At 34.9% G+C, this 21,639-nt stretch carries 24 protein-coding genes; 23 read left to right on the top strand and 1 reads right to left on the bottom strand.

What is annotated here, in order from left to right:
- The first annotated feature begins 239 nt into the window (after window positions 1–239).
- The 23 genes from ACZ41W_RS03725 (at window position 240) to ACZ41W_RS03615 (ending at window position 19,951) form a co-directional block, all read left to right on the top strand.
- Window positions 240–488: a DUF4321 domain-containing protein gene (locus tag ACZ41W_RS03725; protein WP_464313541.1), complete on the top strand. Its 249-nt coding sequence runs from the start codon at window positions 240–242 to the stop codon at window positions 486–488.
- A 38-nt stretch (window positions 489–526) separates the two neighbouring features.
- A complete protein-coding gene (locus ACZ41W_RS03720; protein ID WP_464313540.1) occupies window positions 527–1,057 on the top strand; it encodes a Maf family protein in 531 nt (176 codons plus the stop codon).
- 15 nt (window positions 1,058–1,072) lie between these two features.
- Window positions 1,073–1,747 carry a RadC family protein gene (radC, locus tag ACZ41W_RS03715; RefSeq protein ID WP_464313539.1) on the top strand — a complete coding sequence of 225 codons (675 nt, stop codon included), beginning with the start codon at window positions 1,073–1,075 and terminating at the stop codon, window positions 1,745–1,747.
- 36 nt (window positions 1,748–1,783) lie between these two features.
- Window positions 1,784–2,809 (top strand): rod shape-determining protein, encoded by a 1,026-nt coding sequence (locus ACZ41W_RS03710; protein ID WP_464313538.1) that lies wholly within the window; start codon window positions 1,784–1,786, stop codon window positions 2,807–2,809.
- Window positions 2,810–2,825: 16 nt separating this feature from the next.
- Entirely contained in the window at window positions 2,826–3,755 is a 930-nt protein-coding gene (mreC, locus tag ACZ41W_RS03705; RefSeq protein ID WP_464313537.1) for a rod shape-determining protein MreC, read from the top strand.
- Window positions 3,755–4,252: a rod shape-determining protein MreD gene (mreD, locus tag ACZ41W_RS03700; protein ID WP_464313536.1), complete on the top strand. Its 498-nt coding sequence runs from the start codon at window positions 3,755–3,757 to the stop codon at window positions 4,250–4,252. The genes mreC and mreD overlap by 1 nt, the downstream gene beginning before the upstream one ends.
- The gene (locus ACZ41W_RS03695) at window positions 4,245–7,118 is read left to right on the top strand and encodes a penicillin-binding transpeptidase domain-containing protein (protein WP_464313535.1); all 2,874 of its coding nucleotides are present in this window, start codon (window positions 4,245–4,247) and stop codon (window positions 7,116–7,118) included. Before mreD ends, ACZ41W_RS03695 begins: the two co-directional genes overlap by 8 nt.
- A 134-nt stretch (window positions 7,119–7,252) precedes the next feature.
- Entirely contained in the window at window positions 7,253–7,978 is a 726-nt protein-coding gene (minC, locus tag ACZ41W_RS03690) for a septum site-determining protein MinC (RefSeq protein WP_464313534.1), read from the top strand.
- Window positions 7,979–8,002: 24 nt separating this feature from the next.
- On the top strand, window positions 8,003–8,800 hold the full coding sequence (minD, locus tag ACZ41W_RS03685) for a septum site-determining protein MinD (RefSeq protein ID WP_464313533.1): 798 nt from the start codon (window positions 8,003–8,005) through the stop codon (window positions 8,798–8,800).
- Window positions 8,801–8,809: 9 nt separating this feature from the next.
- Window positions 8,810–9,076, top strand: a complete 267-nt coding sequence (gene minE / locus ACZ41W_RS03680; RefSeq protein ID WP_464313532.1) for a cell division topological specificity factor MinE — start codon at window positions 8,810–8,812, stop codon at window positions 9,074–9,076.
- A gap of 41 nt (window positions 9,077–9,117) precedes the next feature.
- Window positions 9,118–10,230, top strand: coding sequence for an FtsW/RodA/SpoVE family cell cycle protein (locus ACZ41W_RS03675; RefSeq protein ID WP_464313531.1), 1,113 nt, complete (start codon window positions 9,118–9,120; stop codon window positions 10,228–10,230).
- A gap of 27 nt (window positions 10,231–10,257) precedes the next feature.
- Window positions 10,258–12,084: a TIGR03960 family B12-binding radical SAM protein gene (locus ACZ41W_RS03670; RefSeq protein WP_464313530.1), complete on the top strand. Its 1,827-nt coding sequence runs from the start codon at window positions 10,258–10,260 to the stop codon at window positions 12,082–12,084.
- Window positions 12,084–12,776: a TIGR03936 family radical SAM-associated protein gene (locus tag ACZ41W_RS03665; protein WP_464313529.1), complete on the top strand. Its 693-nt coding sequence runs from the start codon at window positions 12,084–12,086 to the stop codon at window positions 12,774–12,776. Before ACZ41W_RS03670 ends, ACZ41W_RS03665 begins: the two co-directional genes overlap by 1 nt.
- Before the next feature lie 167 nt (window positions 12,777–12,943).
- On the top strand, window positions 12,944–14,356 hold the full coding sequence (locus tag ACZ41W_RS03660) for a ribonuclease E/G (protein WP_464313528.1): 1,413 nt from the start codon (window positions 12,944–12,946) through the stop codon (window positions 14,354–14,356).
- Between the two features lie 111 nt (window positions 14,357–14,467).
- Window positions 14,468–14,776, top strand: a complete 309-nt coding sequence (rplU, locus tag ACZ41W_RS03655) for a 50S ribosomal protein L21 (RefSeq protein WP_464313527.1) — start codon at window positions 14,468–14,470, stop codon at window positions 14,774–14,776.
- Window positions 14,777–14,781: 5 nt separating this feature from the next.
- Window positions 14,782–15,132, top strand: coding sequence for a ribosomal-processing cysteine protease Prp (locus ACZ41W_RS03650; protein ID WP_464313526.1), 351 nt, complete (start codon window positions 14,782–14,784; stop codon window positions 15,130–15,132).
- Entirely contained in the window at window positions 15,116–15,397 is a 282-nt protein-coding gene (gene rpmA, locus ACZ41W_RS03645) for a 50S ribosomal protein L27 (RefSeq protein WP_464313525.1), read from the top strand. Before ACZ41W_RS03650 ends, rpmA begins: the two co-directional genes overlap by 17 nt.
- 81 nt (window positions 15,398–15,478) lie before the next feature.
- Window positions 15,479–16,756: a GTPase ObgE gene (obgE, locus tag ACZ41W_RS03640; protein ID WP_464313524.1), complete on the top strand. Its 1,278-nt coding sequence runs from the start codon at window positions 15,479–15,481 to the stop codon at window positions 16,754–16,756.
- A gap of 20 nt (window positions 16,757–16,776) precedes the next feature.
- Window positions 16,777–17,301 carry a YhbY family RNA-binding protein gene (locus ACZ41W_RS03635; protein WP_464313523.1) on the top strand — a complete coding sequence of 175 codons (525 nt, stop codon included), beginning with the start codon at window positions 16,777–16,779 and terminating at the stop codon, window positions 17,299–17,301.
- Window positions 17,302–17,303: 2 nt separating this feature from the next.
- Window positions 17,304–18,506 (top strand): nicotinate-nucleotide adenylyltransferase, encoded by a 1,203-nt coding sequence (nadD, locus tag ACZ41W_RS03630; RefSeq protein ID WP_464313522.1) that lies wholly within the window; start codon window positions 17,304–17,306, stop codon window positions 18,504–18,506.
- Window positions 18,507–18,842, top strand: coding sequence for a ribosome silencing factor (rsfS, locus tag ACZ41W_RS03625; RefSeq protein ID WP_464313521.1), 336 nt, complete (start codon window positions 18,507–18,509; stop codon window positions 18,840–18,842).
- Window positions 18,843–18,909: 67 nt separating this feature from the next.
- Window positions 18,910–19,551: a helix-turn-helix transcriptional regulator gene (locus ACZ41W_RS03620; RefSeq protein WP_464313520.1), complete on the top strand. Its 642-nt coding sequence runs from the start codon at window positions 18,910–18,912 to the stop codon at window positions 19,549–19,551.
- Between the two features lie 19 nt (window positions 19,552–19,570).
- Window positions 19,571–19,951, top strand: coding sequence for a RidA family protein (locus tag ACZ41W_RS03615; protein ID WP_464313519.1), 381 nt, complete (start codon window positions 19,571–19,573; stop codon window positions 19,949–19,951).
- A gap of 199 nt (window positions 19,952–20,150) precedes the next feature.
- On the opposite strand, the gene ACZ41W_RS03610 is transcribed toward ACZ41W_RS03615, so the two are convergent.
- Window positions 20,151–21,545 carry a D-alanyl-D-alanine carboxypeptidase family protein gene (locus ACZ41W_RS03610; protein ID WP_464313518.1) on the bottom strand — a complete coding sequence of 465 codons (1,395 nt, stop codon included), beginning with the start codon at window positions 21,543–21,545 and terminating at the stop codon, window positions 20,151–20,153.
- Between the last annotated feature and the right edge of the window lie 94 nt (window positions 21,546–21,639).

Genomic DNA, 21,639 nt, shown 5'->3' with positions numbered 1-21,639 from the left:
TATTGGAAATATGATGCTTAATTCCAAAGATTGAACATAAAAAATATCTGTAATTTGGATTCCTAATATATGACAAATAGGTTGTATTTTTAAGGTTTTTATTATGAAATTGTAAACGCATACGACTTGTAATTAACAGGACATAATGTTAAACTATAGTTTAGGTTAATGTCAATTTATTTGATGTTATTTCCATAATATGGTATTTCATGTAAAAATATGGTAAAATTGAGGTTGATATGAGAGTAAAAGGTAATGATAGCATCATCCTATTGATACTGTTGTTAATCGGCGCAATTTTTGGAAGCCTAATTGGTGAGTTACTCAGCGATGTTGCTCCAGTCCTAAATTTTGGAAAGAGTATCGGCGTTGATCCATTTGTTGTGGATTTGAATGTTATAGTGATTACTTTTGGATTCAAGTTAAGTTTAAATTTAGCAGGAATCCTTGGTTTGATTATTGCATTTATCGTGTATAAAAAACTATGAAGATGATATTAGCCTCGGGATCGCCGAGAAGGGTTGAATTGCTAAATCTATTTAATATTGATTTCGATGTAATTCCAAGTCATATTGATGAGAATGTAAGAATAATCGAAACACCTGAACAAATTGTGATGGGTCTCGCTTATGAAAAAGCTTTAGATATTGCGAAACAATATCCAGATGCTTTGATCATTGCAAGTGACACCATCGTTTACTGTGATCGTGTTTTAGGAAAACCCGCTTCTTTGAGTCATGCACGCGATATGCTGTTTAAGTTAAATAATCAATCCCACCATGTATTCACTGGAATTGCAATGATTCAGCTCAATTCTAATCGTAAAATTGTCGATTTTGTTAAAACCACGGTTGTTTTTAATGATTTGACAATTGATGAGATTGAACGTTACATTTCTACTGGCGAGCCAATGGATAAGGCTGGTGCATATGGCATTCAAGGTAAAGGCGCAGTTTTAGTGAACCGTATTGAAGGTGATTACTTCAATGTAATGGGATTACCGCTCTCAAAATTAAATCAATTATTAAAGCAACACTTTAATCTGAGTTTGCTTTAGCGAGGAGCGTATACCATGTTGAAAAATATTCCAATTTCTGAACAGCCAAGGGAAAAATTGATGACTCAAGGTGCAACATTTTTGTCAAATTCCGAATTGATCGCTATTTTATTGAGAACGGGAACACGAAATAAGAGCGCACTTGAGATTGCCAATATGATTATGAAAGATTATGAACATCAAATGTCAGAACTCTGTCATGTCACAATTGAAGAATTGTGTTTAATTGATGGAATTGGTGAATCTAAAGCCTGTCAATTAATCGCTGCATTAGAACTTGGAAAACGTGCCAAACAGCACACGATTGAAAGAAAAACAAAAATTGCATCACCAAACGATGTTATACAATTTTTCAACTCAGAGTTAGGTGATTTAAGAGTTGAAAAGTTTATTGCCGTTTTTTTAAATACAAAAAACGAAGTCATTAATTGGGAAGTTATCTCAGTTGGAAGTTTAAATGCTTCCATCGTACATCCAAGAGAAGTATTTAACAGAGCCATTAAAAAGAGTGCTTCGTCCATCATCGTCATTCATAATCATCCATCTGGGCATATTGACCCTAGTAGAGAAGATCATGCAATAACAGATCGATTGGTAGAAGCAGGAAAAATGATTGGAATTCCAATTGTCGATCATATCATAATTGGAAAAGGACACTATTACAGTTTTAAAGAGCAAAATGCTATTTAAAAGCAAATGGCATTTATGTAATGAAAGGGAGAAAAAATGAGATTTGGATTTTTTGATAAGCAATTAGGAATTGATTTAGGAACTTCGAATACACTTGTATGTGTTAAAGGAAAAGGCATTGTCGTTAGGGAGTCATCGGTTGTTGCAATTAACGACAAAAATCAAGTGTTGGCAGTTGGTAGAGAAGCAAAAGAGATGATTGGTAAAACACCAGGACAAATACGTGCGATTCGACCTTTGAAAGACGGTGTAATTGCTGACTTTGACATTACTCAAAAGATGATCAAATACTTTATTAATAAAGCAGTTCCAAATCTAAGTATTTTTTCAGGCGCTAAAGTTGTTGTAGGGATTCCGTCTCAAATTACTGAAGTAGAAAAAAGAGCGGTTTATGATGCGGCTATTTCTGCAGGTGCTAAAGATGCATTTTTAATAGAAGAACCATTGGCAGCAGCTATTGGTGCGGACTTGCCAATTACAGAACCGATTGGAAGCATGATCGTAGATATCGGTGGCGGTACAACTGAAATTGCTGTTATTTCTCTTGGTGGCATCGTTACAAGCCGTTCGATTCGAATTGCGGGCGATGAGCTTGATGATTCAATTGTCAATTATATCCGTAAAAAATATAGCATTATGATTGGTGAAAGAACTGCTGAAAACTTGAAAATGAATATTGCGTGCGCTATGTCACCTTCTGATGATAAATATATGGAAATTACTGGTAGAAACTTAGTGACAGGTTTACCGAATACATTAAATATTTATTCAAGTGAAATTCATGAAGCGATTAAAGAGCCTATTCAAGCGATTATTGAAGGTATTAAGTCAACACTTGAAAAAACGCCACCTGAACTTGCATCGGATATTTTCCAATCGGGTATTGTTCTAGCGGGTGGTGGCGCATTATTACCAAACTTAGATAAATTAATCAATCTTGAAACAGGTATGCCTGTTTTAATTGCTGACAATCCTTTAGATTGCGTTGCACTTGGAACCAGCAAAGCTGTAGAAAGCTTTAACGAACTCAGAGAGGTATTTATTAGTTCTAGAAAATTATAGTTCATTGGTGGGATAGATGAATAGTCGATATACAAAATGGATTCTATTTTTTGTAGGTGTGATCCTTCTATTGCTAATGATTCTCTCATTTGGTGGTCGTGAACGAATTACATTTATAGAAAGTAAACTCGGTTCAGTCATAATGCCCGTTCAAAAATTCTTTAGCGGGATCGGTAATTTTATAGACGAAAAAACTGAACCGATTATCAACGTCTTGAATTACAAAGATTTGAATGACAGTTTATCTAAAGAAAATGAAATGCTCAAAGAGCAAATCGTTTCTTTAACGATGTCACAAAAGGAACTTTCTGAACTTAAAGATTTGAAAGGTGCTTTGAAATACGTCGAAAGAGACAGTAGCTCAGGGTATATTTCTTGCAACGTCATTTCCAAAGATTTAGGAAATTGGTTTAATATGGTGACGATTGATGCAGGTGCGAATCAAGGCGTTACCAAGAACAGTACCGTAATCAATGGAAATGGTTTAGTTGGGCTTGTCTATGAAGTCGGTGATGATTGGAGTAAAGTTATCTCCATCATTGACCAAAAGTCTTCAGTCGGTTTTGAAATGTTGAGAGTCGGCGATGATTACGATGGTATTTTAAGTGGTACCACAAACTACGAACTCATTGGTGAGCTTTTTGACCCTATGGCAACTGTGAAAGTGAACGACTACATTGTTACTTCCGGATTGGGGATGTATCCCAAAGGAATTCTCATTGGAAAAGTATACGAAGTTATCGAGGACAAAGATTTAATTCTGAAACGCGTAAAAGTGATGCCAGTTGTTAACTTTAAAAAACTCGATAAAGTGATGATCGTTCCATTTAATGAAAATCCTGACAAAATTGAAAATACGAGTGAAGAAATCATCGAAGAAACAGAGCCAACAGAAGAGGCCGATCCGGCGAATGCTGATGGTAATGGTGAGGGGACAGGAAATTAATGAAGTATCGAACAATTGTGATTCTAGCAATCGTGAATTTTATATTATCGAGTACTTTGTTGCAATTAGTGCGAATCAATGATGCAATTCCAAATTTTTGCATCATTATTTCTATTGTACTCGTTTCGCTATTTTCGTGGAAACACGCTTTGGTGTTTGCGTCTATTAGTGGCGCTCTTCAGGACATCTTTCTTGGAAGAATGTTAGGCGTCAATTTGATGATTTATTTACTATTAGTCATCATGGCGATGTACGTCATTGAAATCCTTTTTAAGGGCAACTTCTTAACGCCAATATTTTTAGTCGCAATTGCCACACTTAGCTATCATTTTATGTTTTATATCGTCATGTTCTTTGTACAATCGACCATTCCGATTTCGACGATGCTGACAAAGATTATGACTGAAGTCATCTATAATAGTCTAATTGGATTTGTCATGTACGCGTTTGTTTTTAAGAAAGTCAATGGATATAAGTTAGGAGATTATAATGCTTAATTTCTTAAGTAATCGAAAAAATCATATAACGGTAATCTTTATACTCATCTTTGCACTCTTAGGAGTCGGTCTGTATCATATAACGATTACAAAAGGTGAAGAGTTTTATCAAAAATCGATTAACAATCGCATAAAAAAAATTGAAACACCTTCCAAAAGAGGCGATATTTATGATCGTAACGGGAAGTTATTGGCGACAAGTAAAATCGGTTTTTCAGTGGAACTAAATAGTGGAATCGTTCCAATTGATGAATTTGATGAAATCATGATCGAATTTTATGATTTTTTAACAGTTCAAGGGGAAGATCATATTGAATTCCCTATTTATATTGAAGACGGCGTCTATAAATACAGATACGATGAAAATATAAAAAAATGGCTTACTGATAATGGATACGATAGTACATGGACGGCAAAAGCGGTGTTTAACGATATTCGTTCTGCCAATTATATCGATGAAGGCTTAAGTGACTATGAAGCTTATCGAATTTTATATAATCAAGGAAAGTATTTGCCTATATCGACTTCAAAATTGTTGTTTTTAGATGAAATTTACAAGACGACGTTTTTAAAAAGCTATGGATTAGATGCAGATATCTCAGCAAAAGAGGCGTTTAAAGAAATTCGCAATAGACCTGAGTTTAGAATTGATGCATCTTATTCAGATGAAGATGCTTATAAAATTTTGATTTTTAGACACAAAATTAAGGAACAAGGCTATTTGAAGTACGAGCCTATTAATGTGGCCCCTTCTGTTTCAAAAGAAACCGCCGTATTATTACAAGAAAAAGGTTATGAGTTTCCGGGATTTTCTATTAAGTATGAGACCATAAGAATTTATCCAAATAATTCAACTGCTGCTCATATCTTAGGTTATATGGGGAAAATTGCGACAGATGCAGAGATTGAATCCTACGTTAAAGAAAAGGGCTATAATCAGAATCAAATAATCGGAAAAACAGGGATTGAAGGTGTCTATGAAGATCAGTTACACGGTGAAAATGGATACAAATATATTGAAGTAGACGTCTATGGAAAATACGTAGGCGAAGTTGATGAAAATTTATATGGCTTAGATACTAAAAGTGGTAAGTCTGGTGATGATATTTATTTATCAATTGATTTGGATTTACAGAAAGTATTAGAAGATAGTTTAGCAAAAGCACTTAATTGCTTGAAAACCGGAACACCTTATGACAGTCCGTGGGGCGATTATGCATTTACTGAATACCCGAATGCCGAAACGGCTGCAGGTGTTGTCGTTAACGTAAAAACGGGAGAAGTTCTCGCATCTGCAAGTTATCCTTCATATGATGTGAATTTATTCTCGACAGGCATTAGTCAGGAAGACTGGAATGCACTCAATCCAGTTAATAAGCGAAATCCTCTTGCCGCTCGTCCGCTTTACAACTCAGCGACGATGATGGCTGTTCAACCAGGTTCAATCTATAAGATGATAACGGGCTATGCAGCCATGGAACAGGGGATGAACCCTTATCAGGAGCTTTATTCAGATGGATATGTTGAAATAGGTAATCAAAAGTTTGGATGTTGGTACTGGAACGATAACGGTGGCAAACATGGTATGACGAATTTTTTTAAGGCGATTGAAGTTTCTTGTAACTATTATTTCTTCAATATATCTAATGGCAAGGACTACTACAGAAACATTCCTTTAAATTTTGTCATGAATCCAACTTTATTGACGGAGTATTCAAAATTATTTGGATTAGATAGCAAGACAGGGGTTGAAATCAGCGAAGTTTCCATGGGATTGCCTGATCCAGACAAGAAAAAGAAGACCATAAAGGCATTATTGTCCAACCAACTTTATCTCATAGCGAAAGATTATTTTCCTTCTGAAATCGTGAAAGATGAAGATTCACTTGATTCACTGGTTTCAGAAATCGTCAATTGGGCGGATGAAAATCCTGGTCGTGGAGAAATCATTAAACGCCTTTTGAAACTTGGCTGTAATGAAGAAGTGGGGATTGCGGATAAGCTTGCAGATATCATTAAATATGATTATTTTAATTTAATGAAGTGGTATGAAAGTGATACTTTAAACTTATCCATTGGACAAGGTGACCACACATATACACCTATTCAAATTGCAAGATATATCGCTTCCATTGCGAATGGTGGTTATCTAAAAGATTTAACGCTCATCAAGCAAATCGGTGATGAAACCATCTCTAAGAACACTGAAGCAAAAGAAAGCTTTGATCAGTCTGGAAATTTAAAATACGTACAGCAAGCAATGTTACAGGTTACAAAAGGCACTCAAAGTTCTGTAACGAGAATCTTTAAAAATTTCCCAATAAATGTTGCAGGTAAGACTGGTACTGCTCAAAAAGAAGGGTCCATCCCACCACTCGATGAAGTTGCTTATTTGACTCAGTATTTAGATGATTTAGCGCCTCAAATTTCAATTGAAGAACTTGAAACAAAAACGCTAGAAATTATTAAGATGCGAAGTGAAGAGATTGCGACTTTAGAAAAAGAACGTGATGCGGCAACTTCTGAAGAAGAAAAAGCTGAAAAAACTGCTGAATTAGATGCAATCATTCAAAAGGATTATTTAAACAAAGGAAATGCCATGCGGTTTGCATTAAAAGAACTCACCGATTATAAACTTACGGATGAAGTCATCAATCAATTTAGATTGCCTTATGACAACTATTCATGGTTTGTTTCATATGCTCCGTATGAAGATCCGGAGATTGCAGTGGTAATCTTTATTCCTCAAGGCGGACATGGCTATTACTCAGCTCCAGTTGCACGGGATGTTTTAGCCGAGTATTTCAAGTTAACACCACCAGCGGTTGAAGCACCATTAATTGATAAACCCAAAACTGAGGAATAGTCCTTTTCAATCTATGCGCTGTTTAGGTTTAAGGGATTTATATGATTTCCAAAGATAATAAGTTGTTAAATAAATGATAATAAGTTAAAATAGTATTTATAATAGTGTACAAATAATTTAATGGTGGTGATAAAATGGCTCAAAAAGGTCCTGTTGAGTTTAAAGGAAAATTAAACGGACTTTATTTGAATTTAGATGCAGATGAATCTTTTGATACAATTATAAAATTCTTAAGAGAATTACTTGTGAATAGAGCTTCATTTTATCAAGGATCTCGTATAATTGGCGTAAAAGGGAGATCAATTTCTTATAAGGAAAAGGCGATTCTCGAAACCATAATTTACGATGAGTTTGGCATCACAGTGGAGAGTTTAGAAGATCCAGATTCTACTTCGAATTCAAGGAATGTAGAAGTGGATCATCAGACTGTAGCAACTGAACCTGAAAAAACGATGACACCAACTGTTGAGAAGGAAATCGTAGAAAAGATTGTCTATCAAACAATCACTGAGACTAAACCTAGATCACTCGATGATACAAAGTTTGTATTTGGAACATTAAGATCGGGGAAATCAGTTCATTATCCAGGTCATGTAGTGGTAATTGGAGATGTCAATCCTGGTGCAGAAATTGTTGCTGAAGGAAATATTATAGTGATAGGACGTGTTCTTGGATTTATCCATGCAGGTTCTGCAGGTGATGAAAAAGCGATTATTATTGCGAATGTATTAAAACCGACACAGATTAGAATTTCAACTTTTATATCGGTACCACCGAGTGATGATGATTTGCATCATGCCAACGTGCCGGAGAAAGCATCTGTTTGTGAGGGTGTTATAAAAATCGAAAAATGTCATTAAGATATTTATTTGGAGGGGAATAAGATGGGTGAAGCTATCGTAGTAACATCTGGAAAAGGTGGCGTTGGTAAAACGACCACAACTGCTAATATTGGTGCGGCTCTTGCGTTACTTGGAAAAAAAGTGTGTGTAATTGATGCAGATATCGGACTTAGAAATCTTGATATTGTTATGGGACTTGAAAATAGAATTGTATACGATGTCGTTGATGTTGTAACTGGCGTTTGTCGTGTAAAACAAGCACTTATTCGTGATAAACGATTTGAAAATTTATCTTTACTTCCTGCAGCACAGACAAAAGATAAAAATGCAATCAATCCAGAGCAAATGAAAGAACTTGTAAATGATCTAAAGAAAACGCACGACTATGTTATTGTCGATTGTCCTGCAGGAATTGAACAAGGCTTTAAAAATGCAATTGCAGGAGCAGATCGTGCCGTTGTTGTTACAACACCGGAAGTTTCAGCAGTTCGTGATGCAGATAGAATTATTGGCTTGTTGGAAGCTGCAGAAATTAGTAATCCAAGACTTATCGTTAACCGTTTAAGAGTGGATATGGTAAAACGAGGCGAGATGATGAATGTGGAAGATATCGAAGACATTCTTGCAATTGATCTCATCGGCGTTGTACCAGATGATGAAGAAGTTGTTATGAGTACAAATAGAGGTGAACCAGCTGTTTTTAAAGATCATTCTCTTTCAGGTTTGGCTTTTAGAAACATCGCGAAACGCATTACTGGTGAAGAGGTGCCATTTTTAGAATTTGATGTACAAGAGAGTATTTTTGACAAAATTAAAAGAGTTCTAAATATAGGCAAATAGGAGGCGTGTATGTTTGATTTATTCGGATTTTTAAACAACAAGCAGACGAGTAAAAACATAGCCAAAGACCGTTTAAAACTAGTATTGGTTCATGATAGAACAAATTGCTCGCCTGAATTACTTGAATTATTAAAAAAAGATATTCTATCTTCTATATCTGAACATGTTGATTACGACCCTTCTGATTTTGATATTAAAATCACGAGAACTCAAGATCAATCCTCTGGAAAACCGGTGTTAGTTGCTAGTATACCCATTAAGAATTTGAAAAGGTAACCAAAGGTCCGTATGGACCTTTTTTAAATTGAGGTGCTATTTTGAATATTAAAAGAATTCTTGAAAATTTTGATTATGCGCTAATTGTCATCATTTTAATCATTTTCTCATTAGGCTTAATCACCATTGCATCTGCTACAGATGTTATGACATATGGACTCACTCGTGAGGTTAAGATGCAGTTGGCTTCATTTATCATGGGCCTAGTCGCTATTTTAGTCATTCAGTTTATCAATTATGAGTTGATTGGTGAATTTTATTGGTGGTTTTATGGATTTGGGATTGCACTATTACTTTTAGTGTATATTCCGGGATTAGGAGAAACACGAAATAATGCAAGAAGCTGGATTAATCTTGGACCCATTTTATTTCAAACCAGTGAAATAACTAAGATTTGTTTTGTCGTTTTTATGTCAAAATTTATAGAGAAAATGAATGGTATCAATGGATTTAAAGATGTTCTAAAAGTGGTTATTTTAACATTGCCATTTTTAGGATTTTTGTTAAAACAACCAGACTTAGGTAGTGCGCTTGTATTTGTATCTGCAACTTTTGGAATGCTCCTTGCAAGTGGCATGAAATATTGGCAAATTGGTTTGAGTATCGCAGGTATAGGTGCTGTTATGCCAATTATTTATCCGCATTTAAAAACACATCAAAGACAGCGGATTGATGCGTTTTTAAATCCCAATGACCCAACACTCCCTGGTTACTATCAAGTTATGCAATCAAAAATAACCATCGGATCAGGGCAAATGTATGGAAAAGGATTTTTCCAAGGTGTTTATCACCGATTAAATTATTTGCCTGTACAAGAATCTGACTTTATTTTCGCAGTTTTTGTAGAAGAGGCTGGGTTTGTAGGGGGGTTAAGTGTTATTGCACTTTATATGTTCTTTTTACTTAGGTTGGTTTATCTCAGTACAAAAGTTAAAGATGATTTTGGATCTAACATTATTATTGGATTCGTCTTTATGTTTGCGTTTCAAATCATTGAAAATATCGCAATGACATTGGGATTCATGCCTGTTACCGGAATTACATTGCCATTTTTTAGTTATGGATCTACATCCATCATGTCCAGCATGATTGCAGTTGGAATTGCTGAGTCCATTTATATTCGACGTAAAAAAAGTACGTTTTTTAGCTATTAGTAAGTTTAGTAAATATTAGGAGGCATCATGAATTTAGAAGCTTTGCTTCATGAAGTAGAAAAACCATCTCGCTATATTGGTGGCGAAATGAATACATTTGATAAGGAAATATTCGATCATACAATCCGTTTTTGTTTTGCGTTTCCTGACGTTTATGAAGTTGGTATGAGTCATTTAGGATTACAAATTATCTATAATCTGTTGAATCAAAAGGAAAATGTTTATTGTGAACGTGCATTTGCACCATGGCCAGATATGGAACGCAAAATGCGCGAAGAAAATATCAAATTATTTACACTAGAGAAAAAATCACCGTTATCCGATATGGATATGATTGGATTTACGTTACAATACGAATTAAGTTATACCAATATACTCAACATGCTTAACCTTTCTGGGATTGAACTCTATTCAAAAGATCGTCATGATAAGGATCCAATCATCATTGCAGGTGGACCGTGTGCTTATAATCCTGAACCAATTGCCGAGTTTATTGATTTGTTTGTAATAGGTGAAGGCGAAGAGGTTTTACTTGAGTTAATGGATGCATTTGAACCCTATAAAGCTGGGCTGATAAGTAAAAATGAATTTTTATTAAACGCAGCCAATATTCCTGGAATTTATGTTCCGAAGTTTTACGAGCCAATTTATGCGCCAGATCTCACACTTGTTGGTTATAATCGACTTGAAGAGGTACCAGAAAAAATTCAAAAAAGAATCGTTCAGGATTTTAATTCGGGATTTATGCTAGAAACGATGATTGTTCCACTTGCAGATGTTGTACATGACCGTGCAATGATCGAATTGTTCAGAGGCTGTACGAAAGGATGTCGTTTTTGTCAAGCTGGCATGCTGTATCGACCGATTCGTGAACGAAGTGCAGAAACAATCGAACGCCTTGCTGACAGTATTTTGTCAAGTACAGGTTTCGAAGAAATTTCACTCACTTCATTAAGTACGCTAGATCATTCGCAAATTAAAGATATCGTGTTTAATCTCGTTTCAAAATATGAAAAGGATAACATTGGCGTTTCATTGCCATCATTGCGACTAGACAGTTTTTCTGTGGATGTCGTGAAAGAAATTCAAAAAATCAAGAAAACGGGTTTAACTTTTGCACCAGAAGCAGGAACACAACGTTTAAGAGACGTTATCAATAAAGGTGTCTCCCATGAAAATATTTTAGAAACTTATAAGAGTATTTTTGAACTTGGCTGGCATCGTGTTAAGCTTTACTTTATGATCGGTTTACCGACAGAAACAACAGAAGATCTCGATGGAATCAATGAAATTGCAAATCTTGGAACATATACGTTTAAACAAGTGAAGCCTGAATATATGAAAAAATCCGTACAAGTGACGGTAAGTACTTCGTGCTTTGTTCCAAAACCATTTACGCCATTTCAGTGGATGAAACAGAACACTGTGAGTGAGTTTTACTCAAAAATAGATCATCTCAAATCAAAATTAATTAATAAAAAGGTTGTTTACAATTATCACGACCCATCTACAAGTGTTTTAGAAGGTGTTTTTGCGAGAGGTGACCGTCGATTAAATAAGGTATTGTACAAAGCGTACGCCTTAGGATGCAAGTTTGATGGTTGGGCGGAGTATTTTTCAAATAAAACTTGGATGCAAGCATTTGAGGAAACAGGAGTAGATCCAGATTTTTATACAACGCGCGAAAGAAGTTTTGATGAATTCTTACCTTGGGATATGATTGATTGCGGTGTAGACAAACAATATTTGTTAAGTGAATACAAAAAAGCTTTAAATGCAGAGAATACACCGGATTGTCGTTTGGGATGTACAGGTTGTGGTGTAAATGTCAATTTAATTGGTGGTGAATGTTAATGGTTACTTTAAGAATTCTATATACAAAAGAAAAATATATGGCATTTTTGGGTCATTTAGAGCTCATGAAGTTATTTGAACGCGTTTTTAGATTTAATCAACTTCCGCTTAAATATTCTGAAGGCTTTAATCCTATTCCAAAAATGACATTTGCATCACCGTTATCCGTTGGTTACTCAAGCAAGGGTGAAATCATGGAAGTTCAACTCGAAAAAGAAGTTCCTCTGGATTCAATTAAAGCATTGAAATTTCCGGACGGAATTGAAGTTCTTGATGCAAAATATATAGAATCCAAAAAATCTCTCATGGCAACCGTGACACACTCTGAATTTCTAATAAAAGTTGATTTTTCCGGTCCAATTGCACAATTACCTTTTCAGGAATGGCTAGAGCGATTTGCGACACAAAGTGAGATTCTCTTTGAAAAAAAAGCAAAAAATGGAAAAATGAGAACACTCAACATTATTGAATATATTCATTCAATTCATTTTGTGTATTCGCAAGATAATGAATTGATCATTCGAGCAATGCTGCAATCAAGCAGTCAAGGGAGTCTTAACCCTGAAACATTGATTGAAGTCATGTGTCATAACCTACAAATACCTCAAAGTATTCAGACGATTCGAGTTGAAAAAATGGGTCTATATTATGAAGAAGAATCACAATTAAAATCTTTGTTCTTAGCTGAATAATAGATTAGAAAATTGCATAATTCTTATTTGTGAGAATCTCAATTTTTGAAATGGCGTGATTGAGCCATTTTAATTTTATCAACACCTGATTTTCACACTGAAAAGGTAATTATGCAATTTTCACAGATACGAAACATTAATTTGCGTAAAATAATAGTGGAGATTACATGAAAACACTCATAATTGAAAGAACCCCCATAGTTGACATCGCTTGTTTATTTGAAACAAATTCCAAAGAAGTTTTAGCGCTAGAAGTTGATAATCACTTTAAACCCAACTTATTAAATGACGTTTATTTAGGGAAAGTCGTGACAATAGCTGAACACTTAGGTGGTGCATTTGTGGATATTCGATTACCTGAAAATGCATTTATCCAGCGAAAAGATTTGTTGAAGTCACTTGGAATTCCACTTAAAAAAAATGAACATATTCCGCTCGATCAACTCGTGAAAAAAGGACAACTCATTCTTACGCAGGTGAGCAAATTGCCATATCAATCTAAAGGTGCTCAACTTTCATATGACATTTCCATACCGGGCAAGTATGTTGTATTTATGCCGTTTAGCCCGGGTATTAAAGTTTCTAAAAAAAGTCAAAATGGTAGACCTTTAGATGATTTAATGAAGGAAATCACAGTAAAACTAGATGCTGGGCAAGGTGTAATTGTCAGAAGCGCGGCGATGAATCTGTTGGTGAGTGATGACGATATATTAAGTGAACTTGAGATTTTATTAGAACTATGGCATTCAATCACCAAAGATGTACCTCTTCACAATACATCTCGCTGTTTATGGAAAGCAAATACTTTCAATTCTAATGTTTCTGATATCATTCAACAATTTGAAATAGATCAGGTGATTCTTCATACGACGGAAGATCAAAAATGGATGTTAGAGACAGGTGTTGCAAAAAATAAAATACTTCTTAAGACAAATTCAAGTCTATTATTACATGAACATAATTTGGATTTTTCAAAAGTCGTTAAACAAAGTAAGGTTATGACATCTGAAGGCATTTCACTGACGATCAATGAACTTGAAGCGTTTACAATCGTCGATGTCAACTCCGCAAAATATGCAATGAATACAAACAAGGCAGATTACGTGTTCAAGGTGAACTCTCTTTCAGCAAAAGCATTTTTAGGTTGGCTTCAGATTCATAAAGTATCAGGTGTTATTTTAATGGATTTTGTCGATATGACACTTGAACAAAAACAATCTTTCATACAGTATTTACTTGAGTATGGATACAATAAAAAGAATCAAATTACATTAGAAGGCTTTACAAAGTTAGGGATTCTTGAAATGACGCGAAAAAGAGAACAAGAGTCGTTAAAAGCGTTGTTAAGTCAGAATTACGAAGAGTTTGATTACATGTATTTAGAACTTTATGAGCTGTTGTGTTCATTGAAATTACTGAAGAAACATACAAATACTTCTACTGTTGAAATAGAACTGCAGGAAGATTTATATGTTTTTATGCGTCAAAATGACTTTTTGCAATCCATTGATTTAAAGATTAAATTGAAAAAATCGTCAGAATCAGTTAAAAAATATAAAATTCGAACGTACAAAGATTGACATTGCATATGAGGTGTGATAATATTATTCGGGTAGCCGCACGATAGTTGGTCTTTAAACATCGATTATAGGTGTACCAACATTGGCGAGTAAGGATAGAGGAGGTGCGATATGTACGCAATTATTCAAACTGGTGGAAAACAATACACTGTTCAACAAGGAGACGAAATCTTCGTTGAAAAATTAAATGTAAATGAAGGCGATAAAGTTGATTTTACATCTGTATTGGCTGTTTCTACTGAAGATGGATTACAACTTGGCGAAGCAGTAGCAAATGCTAAAGTTACAGCTTCTGTAGTTAAAAATGGCAAAGCTCCAAAAGTAATCATTTTCAAATACAAATCTAAAAAAGATTACAGAAAAAAGCAAGGCCACAGACAACCATATACAAAAGTTAAAATCGAATCAATCAGCTTATAATTAACATGATTAAAGTTGAGTTAACTCTTAAGAATGATCATTATGCTTCTGTAAAAATCACAGGACATGCTTACTCTGCAGAACCCGGAAGAGATTTGGTATGTGCAGCAGTATCGACACTAGCGCTTACGTTAGCTGATGCTGTTGAAATTGTCGGAGGCATTTCTGAAAAGAAACTATTTCTTAAAATTGAAAGTGGTCATTTTGAATTAAAAGTTAGAGATTGTGATTTGAATGATGTTCTAGATATTATATTTAGGACGTTTAGAGTCGGTATAGAAGGTATTGAACGTACTTATGCTAAGTACGTTAAACTTAAGATCAAGGAGGTGCAGGGAGATGTTAAGAACTTTTAACTTACAATTATTTGCAAGTAAAAAAGGTGTTGGTTCTTCTAAAAATGGTCGTGAATCAGCGGCTAAAAGACTTGGCGTTAAAAGAGCTGATGGTCAACTTGTTAGCGCAGGCAGTATCTTAGTAAGACAAAGAGGCACTAAGGTTCACCCTGGTAACAACGTTGGTATTGGCGGAGACGATACTTTATTCGCTAAAGTAGACGGCGTCGTTAAATTCGAACGCAAAGGTAGAGATAAAAAACAAGTAAGCGTTTATGAAGCTTAATCCAACCAATGTCCATCATCTTTGATGGACATTTTTATTTAAAAGATTTATAGTGTATATAGAGCGTAAAAGAGGTGAAATATGTTTGTAGATGTAGCGAAAATATCGATTAAAGCTGGCAATGGCGGTAATGGTCGTGTCAGTTTTAGAAGAGAAAAATATGCACCAGATGGTGGTCCTAATGGTGGTGATGGTGGTCGAGGCGGAAGCGTGATTGCTGTTGTAAACGAAAGTATGCGTACGTTAATGGACTTCAGATATAAAACAAAATATGTTGCAGAACCCGGTGAAGATGGCGGTAAGAAAAATATGAGCGGTAAATCTGCTGAAGATCTCATCATCGAGGTACCACAGGGTACGATTATTCGCGATCTTCAAACTGGAAAAGTTATAGCGGATTTAAAAGACTTAGGTCAAAAAGTCATTCTCGCACAAGGTGGACGTGGTGGTAGAGGCAATCAACACTTTGCAACTGCAACGAGACAAGCACCTACATTTGCAGAAAAAGGGACTACTGGCGGAGAAAGACAAGTTTCATTAGAACTTAAAATGTTAGCGGATGTTGGTCTTTTAGGATATCCAAATGTTGGAAAATCAACATTCTTAGCTGCTACAACGAAAGCTAAGCCTAAAATTGCAAATTATCACTTTACGACTTTACAACCAAATCTTGGTGTCGTAGAAGCCATTAAAGGCAAGAGTTTCGTAATTGCGGATATTCCTGGTTTAATTGAAGGTGCAAAGGACGGTATCGGTCTAGGTCTTGATTTCTTACGTCATGTGGAAAGAACGAGAGTTCTTATTCATATCGTTGATATTTCTGGACTTGAAGGGCGAGATCCATACGAAGATTTCCATAAAATTAATGCCGAAGTATTTGGTTTTAACTCAAAACTATCACATCGAAAACAAGTTGTCGCTGCCAATAAAATGGATTTATTATATGATGATGAAGTTTATACGCAGTTTAAAAACAAACTTGAAAGTGATGGATATGAAGTGTTTCCAATGTCAGCAGCAACTGGTGAAGGGGTAGATGCCATATTAAATCGCGTTACAACTTTACTTGAAACCATAGCAGATGAACCGCTCATTGATGAAGATGATTACTATGTAGAACAAATAGACCTATCAAATGAAAAAGATATTCGATATTTCATGGATGAAGAGGTTTACTGTGTTGAAGGCGATTACATTGATCGATTATTATACTCCACAAATCTTGAAGATATTGAGTCTTTAAGAAGATTCCAAAATGCGCTAAAAATGAGTGGCGTATTTGATCATTTAAGAGAAATGGGCATTGTTGACGGCGATACAGTAAGAATATTTGATTTAGAATTTGAATTCTACGATTGATGCGCTAGATAGGAGATATTATGTTAACAGGAAAACAAAGAAGTTATTTAAAAGGATTAGCACATAATTTAAAACCATTAACGCAACTTGGAAAAGATGGTATTTCAGATGCATTTTTAGATCAAGTGAGTGTATTGTTAGATCAACATGAGTTAATTAAAATTAATGTGTTAGATAATAGTATGGAATCTGCAGAACATGCTGCAATTGAAGTTGCAAATGCATTAAATGCAGAGTTTGTTCAAGCGATTGGAAATAAATTTGTCATCTATCGCCAATCGAGAATTGATCCAATGTTAGAAATTCCAGGAGCTGATAATTCACGAGTAAAAATGAACTTACAACGTAAAGCAGCTGCAGGAAAAGGCGAAGTTCGAGTGACTAAAAAAGGTGGTAAGGTATCAAGACCTCTCCATGGAAAACGTTCTGCAATTAAAGCGAGAAAAGCTGAAAAAGAAGCAGAAGAAAAAGCAAAGATTAAAGCATTTTTTAAACCAAGCTTTAAAAAAGTCACAACTGAAAAAACTGGTAAAAGAGGACAATAATCATGCTAGTAAAAACGAATGTATATGGAAAAAGAATTGGTTTAATGGGTGGCACTTTTGATCCAATACATTACGGGCACTTAATGTTAGCAGAACAAATTAGAACGAGTTTCCAACTTGATTATATTTTGTTTATTCCCGTTGGGCAGGCACCACACAAAAAAACTGCTGGCTCAGCGGACAAATTTCATCGACTTGAAATGGTTCGATTGGCGACACATTCTCATCCAAATTTTATGGTTTCTGACATTGAAGTCTGTCAAGAATGTACCACTTATACAATTGATACGGTTCGCAAGATTAGAGAAACCTTAAGCGAGCATGATGAACTCTTTTTTATTACTGGAGCAGATGCGATTATCTTACTTGAAACGTGGAAAGATTTTGAGTCACTCATGCAAATGGTGACTTTTATTGGTGCAACCAGACCTGGAATCAATGAAACAGATTTAGAGCTAAAAATTGAAGAGCTTAAGGCCAAGTATCAAGCGAGTATCAAAATTTGTAAGATTCCTGCATTGGCAATTAGTTCTACGGATATAAGAAATAGAATTGCAAATGGGCTGAGTATTGATTATTTATTGCCCTCAAAAGTCGAAAAATACATTCATCAAACGTTTATTTATCGGGAACATCATCCGGATTTTGCACGCTTAAATGCGTATTTACATGATCATTTATCATCCCATCGATATAAACATTCTGTTGAAACTGCACACTTTGCATATAAACTTGCATTGATATATGGTTGCGACAGCATGAAAGCAGAAATGGCTGGCCTATGTCATGACATTGCAAAGGAATATTCGAACGATCGAATGCTACGATATATTTCAAATAATCAAATTTTTCTGGATCCCTGTATCCAAAATAATCCAAATCTCGCTCATGGAGAAGTGGGCGCAATTGTCCTTAAAGATGACTTTGGAATGACCGATGATGACATTTTAGATGCAATCAAATGGCATACATACGGATATAAGGATATGAGTTTATTGAGCAAAATCATTTATATTTCAGATACAATTGAACCTACACGAACTTTTGAAGGTGTCAATTATCTCCGATATTTGGCATTTCAAGATATTGATCATGCCATTTTGGCATATAATCAACTAAGCCGTGATCAAAAATATGAACAATTACGTCATAGCAATACGGAACAAATGATTCAAACCATCATGAAGAGCAGAATGGAGACATAAATGGATCAAATTTTAGAGCTATCACAAAAGATTCACACTATACTAGATGATAAAAAAGCGCGAGATTTATCTGTATTATGTGTCAAGGGAATTAGCCCTTTAGCAGACTATTTTATCATCGCAACTGGAACTTCTTCAACACATATTGGTGCGTTGTCAGATTATGTTGAAAAGACGATGCAAGTTGAAAATGTACCCATGAAACACAGAGAAGGTACATCACAAGGTGGATGGATATTACTTGATTATAGAGATATCGTCGTTCATATTTTTAACGAAGAAATGCGTGATTATTATTCCATTGAAAGAATTTGGAATGATGCAGTTAGAGTTTGATTTTATTTCTGATTTGTTATAAAATAGTCCAATAAAATGAAAAATCAGACTATTACAAGGAGTTTTTATGGAAAAAACAATTCATCCCATGTTAGAAGCAATTATCCCAATTGCTAAAGGAGTCGCTGAAACATTTGGTTCAAATTGCGAAGTTGTTATACACGATTTCAACAATATTGACCATTCAATTGTTGCAATATTTAATGGACATGTTACTGGTAGAACAATTGAAACTCAGATGACAGATTCAATTCTTAAAAAAATTAATAAACATCAAGAAGGCCATGACGTTTACAATTATACAGGAAAAAGCACATTAGGTCGTGAGTTGAAATCCACAACGACATTTATTAAAGATGAAAATCAAGCGATCATAGGATGTATGTGCATCAATTTTGATATTACAGATATGCTGAGTGCGCGTAACATCATGAATGAACTTTGCAAAGTAGATGAAAAAGAAGTCGAAGTGATTGGTGAAATTAACAAAGTCAATGATGTCCTTTATGATATTGTTGAAGGAACCATTCATAAATTTGGGCGTCCTGTTATTTATTTAACAAAAGATGAAAAAGTTAACATTGTTAAGGACCTTGAAGATAAGGGCGTTTTCCTGATTAAAGGTGCGATTGATTATGTCGCAAATGCACTTCAAGTTTCGAGATATACTATTTACAATTATTTAGATGGCATCAGAGAACAAAAGTAAATCTTGGGAGGTATTCAACATGTTAAAAGTGATTTCAACGGATAAGGCACCAGCTGCTGTAGGACCTTATTCACAGGCAATTGAAGCAGGTTCATTTGTTTATGTATCTGGTCAATTACCAATTAACCCAGAATCAAAAGAGCTCGTAAAAGGTGATATTAAGGCTGCGACGCGTCAATCGCTTGAAAATGCAAAAGCAATTTTAGAAGCAGCTGGTAGTTCGCTGAATCAAGTGGTTAAAGTAACTGTTTTAATGAATGATATTAAAGAATTTGCAGACATGAATTCTGTTTATGCTGAATATTTTGCTGATCATAAACCTGCCAGAGCCGCTTACGAAGTTGCAAATCTTCCTTTGCTTGCAGATGTTGAAATTGAAATGATCGCATATAAAGGATAACAAAATAGAATGCTGTCGATAAACTTTTAAAGCACTCGATGTTAGAACACTTAATGTTAGTGATAAAATAAAAATAAATCCAGTAATATGATTTGATCTATACAGTTAAGCAACTGCTGTAATCACTTTCATATTGACTGGATTTTTTTTGAGCTTTTTTTTATTTAAATGAAGCATTAATAAAGAATTTAAGCAATATTTATTTCGATGTATTTTGTAGTTTAGGCTGAGTCGTCTTTTTTTGTTTTTTCTTTCTTTTCAATTTTCTTAAACGAATAAACGTCATGATGGTTCTCCAAAGAATTAAAGCAATGAAAACTCTCGTAAAAATAAAAAGAAACCACTTAAGTGAAAATAACGGACGATCTTGCGTGCTGAAAAAAGTTGTTTTATTATTTAAAAGATCACCAGCTGAGAAATCATTTTGAGAAACGAGTGGGGTGGATAATAAAAGGGTATCTCCATTATAAACTGAGATTGTACCAAGCTTTTCACCAGCTTTCACTGGTAAGTCGATATCGGATTGTATATTAATCTTTTTAATTAATGTACTTGGATCAATACTTTCAGATAAGTCGACTACGATGGGGATTTCAGAAATTAATGGAATTTGTGTTTTTTTACTGTCATTTAAAGAGACGGTATCAATAACTGTGTTTGAATCAAATAACTGCGTTGATTTGACTCCAAATAACCCTAAATCCAGCAATAATCGCGTATCTTGATACATTAGATTGCCATTTGATTTTAGAACGACTGAAATATACGAGCGATTGTCGATCGTTGCAGAACTTACAAGACAACTTTGCGCTTCATCCGTGTAACCACGCTTAATTCCAGTGACGTATTCATAGGCAATTGGAACTTTCTTACCACGTACAGTGATTTTTTCATTACTGCCTTCTAAACCTTGATAAAAACTGTTAGTTCCATTGAGATAACGTGTTTCTGACTTTAAGTTTGTAGGCGGTATTTCAAAACGAGTTGTTTTAACAATTTGTCTAAATGTTTCATTTTTCATGGCATACTTTGCAATCATTGACAGGTCATAAGCAGTAGTGACGTGATTCGGGTCAGGCATCCCGTGTGGATTGACAAAATTTGAATTGATTGCGCCCATTTCAGCAGCTCTTGTATTCATAACATTTGCGAATGCTTCAATTGATCCCGAATGATAAATCGCTAAAGCTTCTGCCGCATCATTTGCACTCGTGATAAGCAAAGCATTGAGAAGTTGAAATACAGTCAGTTGTTCACCTGGTACCAATGCAATGGCACTCCCACCTGCATATGGAGAATGATCATCTATCGTAACGATTTCATCAATGGATTTGTCTTCAAGCAAGATGATAGCTGTCAGTATTTTTGTAGTACTAGCAGGAAACATCGGCTGATTTGCATTTTTATCAAAGAGAACCTGACCAGTGTCTTGATTGATTAAAACGGCAGACTCACCGACCAAATCACTACCTTGAATGTCATATTCTGATGCAAATACCACTTGTGTCGATGAAATAAGTGTAAATATAAAAAATACTACGATGAATTGTTTGAGTTTTAAAGTTATATGACGGTGGTTCTTTGTTAAAAACATTAAAAATGCCTCCTAAAAATGTATATTCCTATTATAAGGGATAATGACACTTTTTAAAATCATAATATTATGATAAAATGGAATATATTTCCAT

The sequence above is a fragment of the Fusibacter fontis genome (genome assembly GCF_055378735.1).
Note: the sequence above shows the minus strand (reverse complement) of the source record. Positions and strands in the feature narration are given on the sequence as shown.

Bases quoted from the DNA above. Each gene is read 5' to 3' on its own strand.
- ACZ41W_RS03665 (WP_464313529.1), top strand. From the start codon at position 12,084: ATGGTTACTTTAAGAATTCTATATACAAAAGAAAAATATATGGCATTT.
- radC (WP_464313539.1), top strand. From the start codon at position 1,073: ATGTTGAAAAATATTCCAATTTCTGAACAGCCAAGGGAAAAATTGATG.
- mreC (WP_464313537.1), top strand. From the start codon at position 2,826: ATGAATAGTCGATATACAAAATGGATTCTATTTTTTGTAGGTGTGATC.
- ACZ41W_RS03725 (WP_464313541.1), top strand. From the start codon at position 240: ATGAGAGTAAAAGGTAATGATAGCATCATCCTATTGATACTGTTGTTA.
- ACZ41W_RS03670 (WP_464313530.1), top strand. From the start codon at position 10,258: ATGAATTTAGAAGCTTTGCTTCATGAAGTAGAAAAACCATCTCGCTAT.
- nadD (WP_464313522.1), top strand. From the start codon at position 17,304: ATGCTAGTAAAAACGAATGTATATGGAAAAAGAATTGGTTTAATGGGT.
- obgE (WP_464313524.1), top strand. From the start codon at position 15,479: ATGTTTGTAGATGTAGCGAAAATATCGATTAAAGCTGGCAATGGCGGT.
- rplU (WP_464313527.1), top strand. From the start codon at position 14,468: ATGTACGCAATTATTCAAACTGGTGGAAAACAATACACTGTTCAACAA.
- mreD (WP_464313536.1), top strand. From the start codon at position 3,755: ATGAAGTATCGAACAATTGTGATTCTAGCAATCGTGAATTTTATATTA.
- rpmA (WP_464313525.1), top strand. From the start codon at position 15,116: ATGTTAAGAACTTTTAACTTACAATTATTTGCAAGTAAAAAAGGTGTT.
- ACZ41W_RS03635 (WP_464313523.1), top strand. From the start codon at position 16,777: ATGTTAACAGGAAAACAAAGAAGTTATTTAAAAGGATTAGCACATAAT.
- ACZ41W_RS03615 (WP_464313519.1), top strand. From the start codon at position 19,571: ATGTTAAAAGTGATTTCAACGGATAAGGCACCAGCTGCTGTAGGACCT.
- ACZ41W_RS03650 (WP_464313526.1), top strand. From the start codon at position 14,782: ATGATTAAAGTTGAGTTAACTCTTAAGAATGATCATTATGCTTCTGTA.
- minD (WP_464313533.1), top strand. From the start codon at position 8,003: ATGGGTGAAGCTATCGTAGTAACATCTGGAAAAGGTGGCGTTGGTAAA.
- ACZ41W_RS03710 (WP_464313538.1), top strand. From the start codon at position 1,784: ATGAGATTTGGATTTTTTGATAAGCAATTAGGAATTGATTTAGGAACT.
- ACZ41W_RS03660 (WP_464313528.1), top strand. From the start codon at position 12,944: ATGAAAACACTCATAATTGAAAGAACCCCCATAGTTGACATCGCTTGT.
- ACZ41W_RS03620 (WP_464313520.1), top strand. From the start codon at position 18,910: ATGGAAAAAACAATTCATCCCATGTTAGAAGCAATTATCCCAATTGCT.
- ACZ41W_RS03695 (WP_464313535.1), top strand. From the start codon at position 4,245: ATGCTTAATTTCTTAAGTAATCGAAAAAATCATATAACGGTAATCTTT.
- ACZ41W_RS03610 (WP_464313518.1), bottom strand. From the start codon at position 21,545: ATGTTTTTAACAAAGAACCACCGTCATATAACTTTAAAACTCAAACAA.
- minC (WP_464313534.1), top strand. From the start codon at position 7,253: ATGGCTCAAAAAGGTCCTGTTGAGTTTAAAGGAAAATTAAACGGACTT.
- rsfS (WP_464313521.1), top strand. From the start codon at position 18,507: ATGGATCAAATTTTAGAGCTATCACAAAAGATTCACACTATACTAGAT.
- minE (WP_464313532.1), top strand. From the start codon at position 8,810: ATGTTTGATTTATTCGGATTTTTAAACAACAAGCAGACGAGTAAAAAC.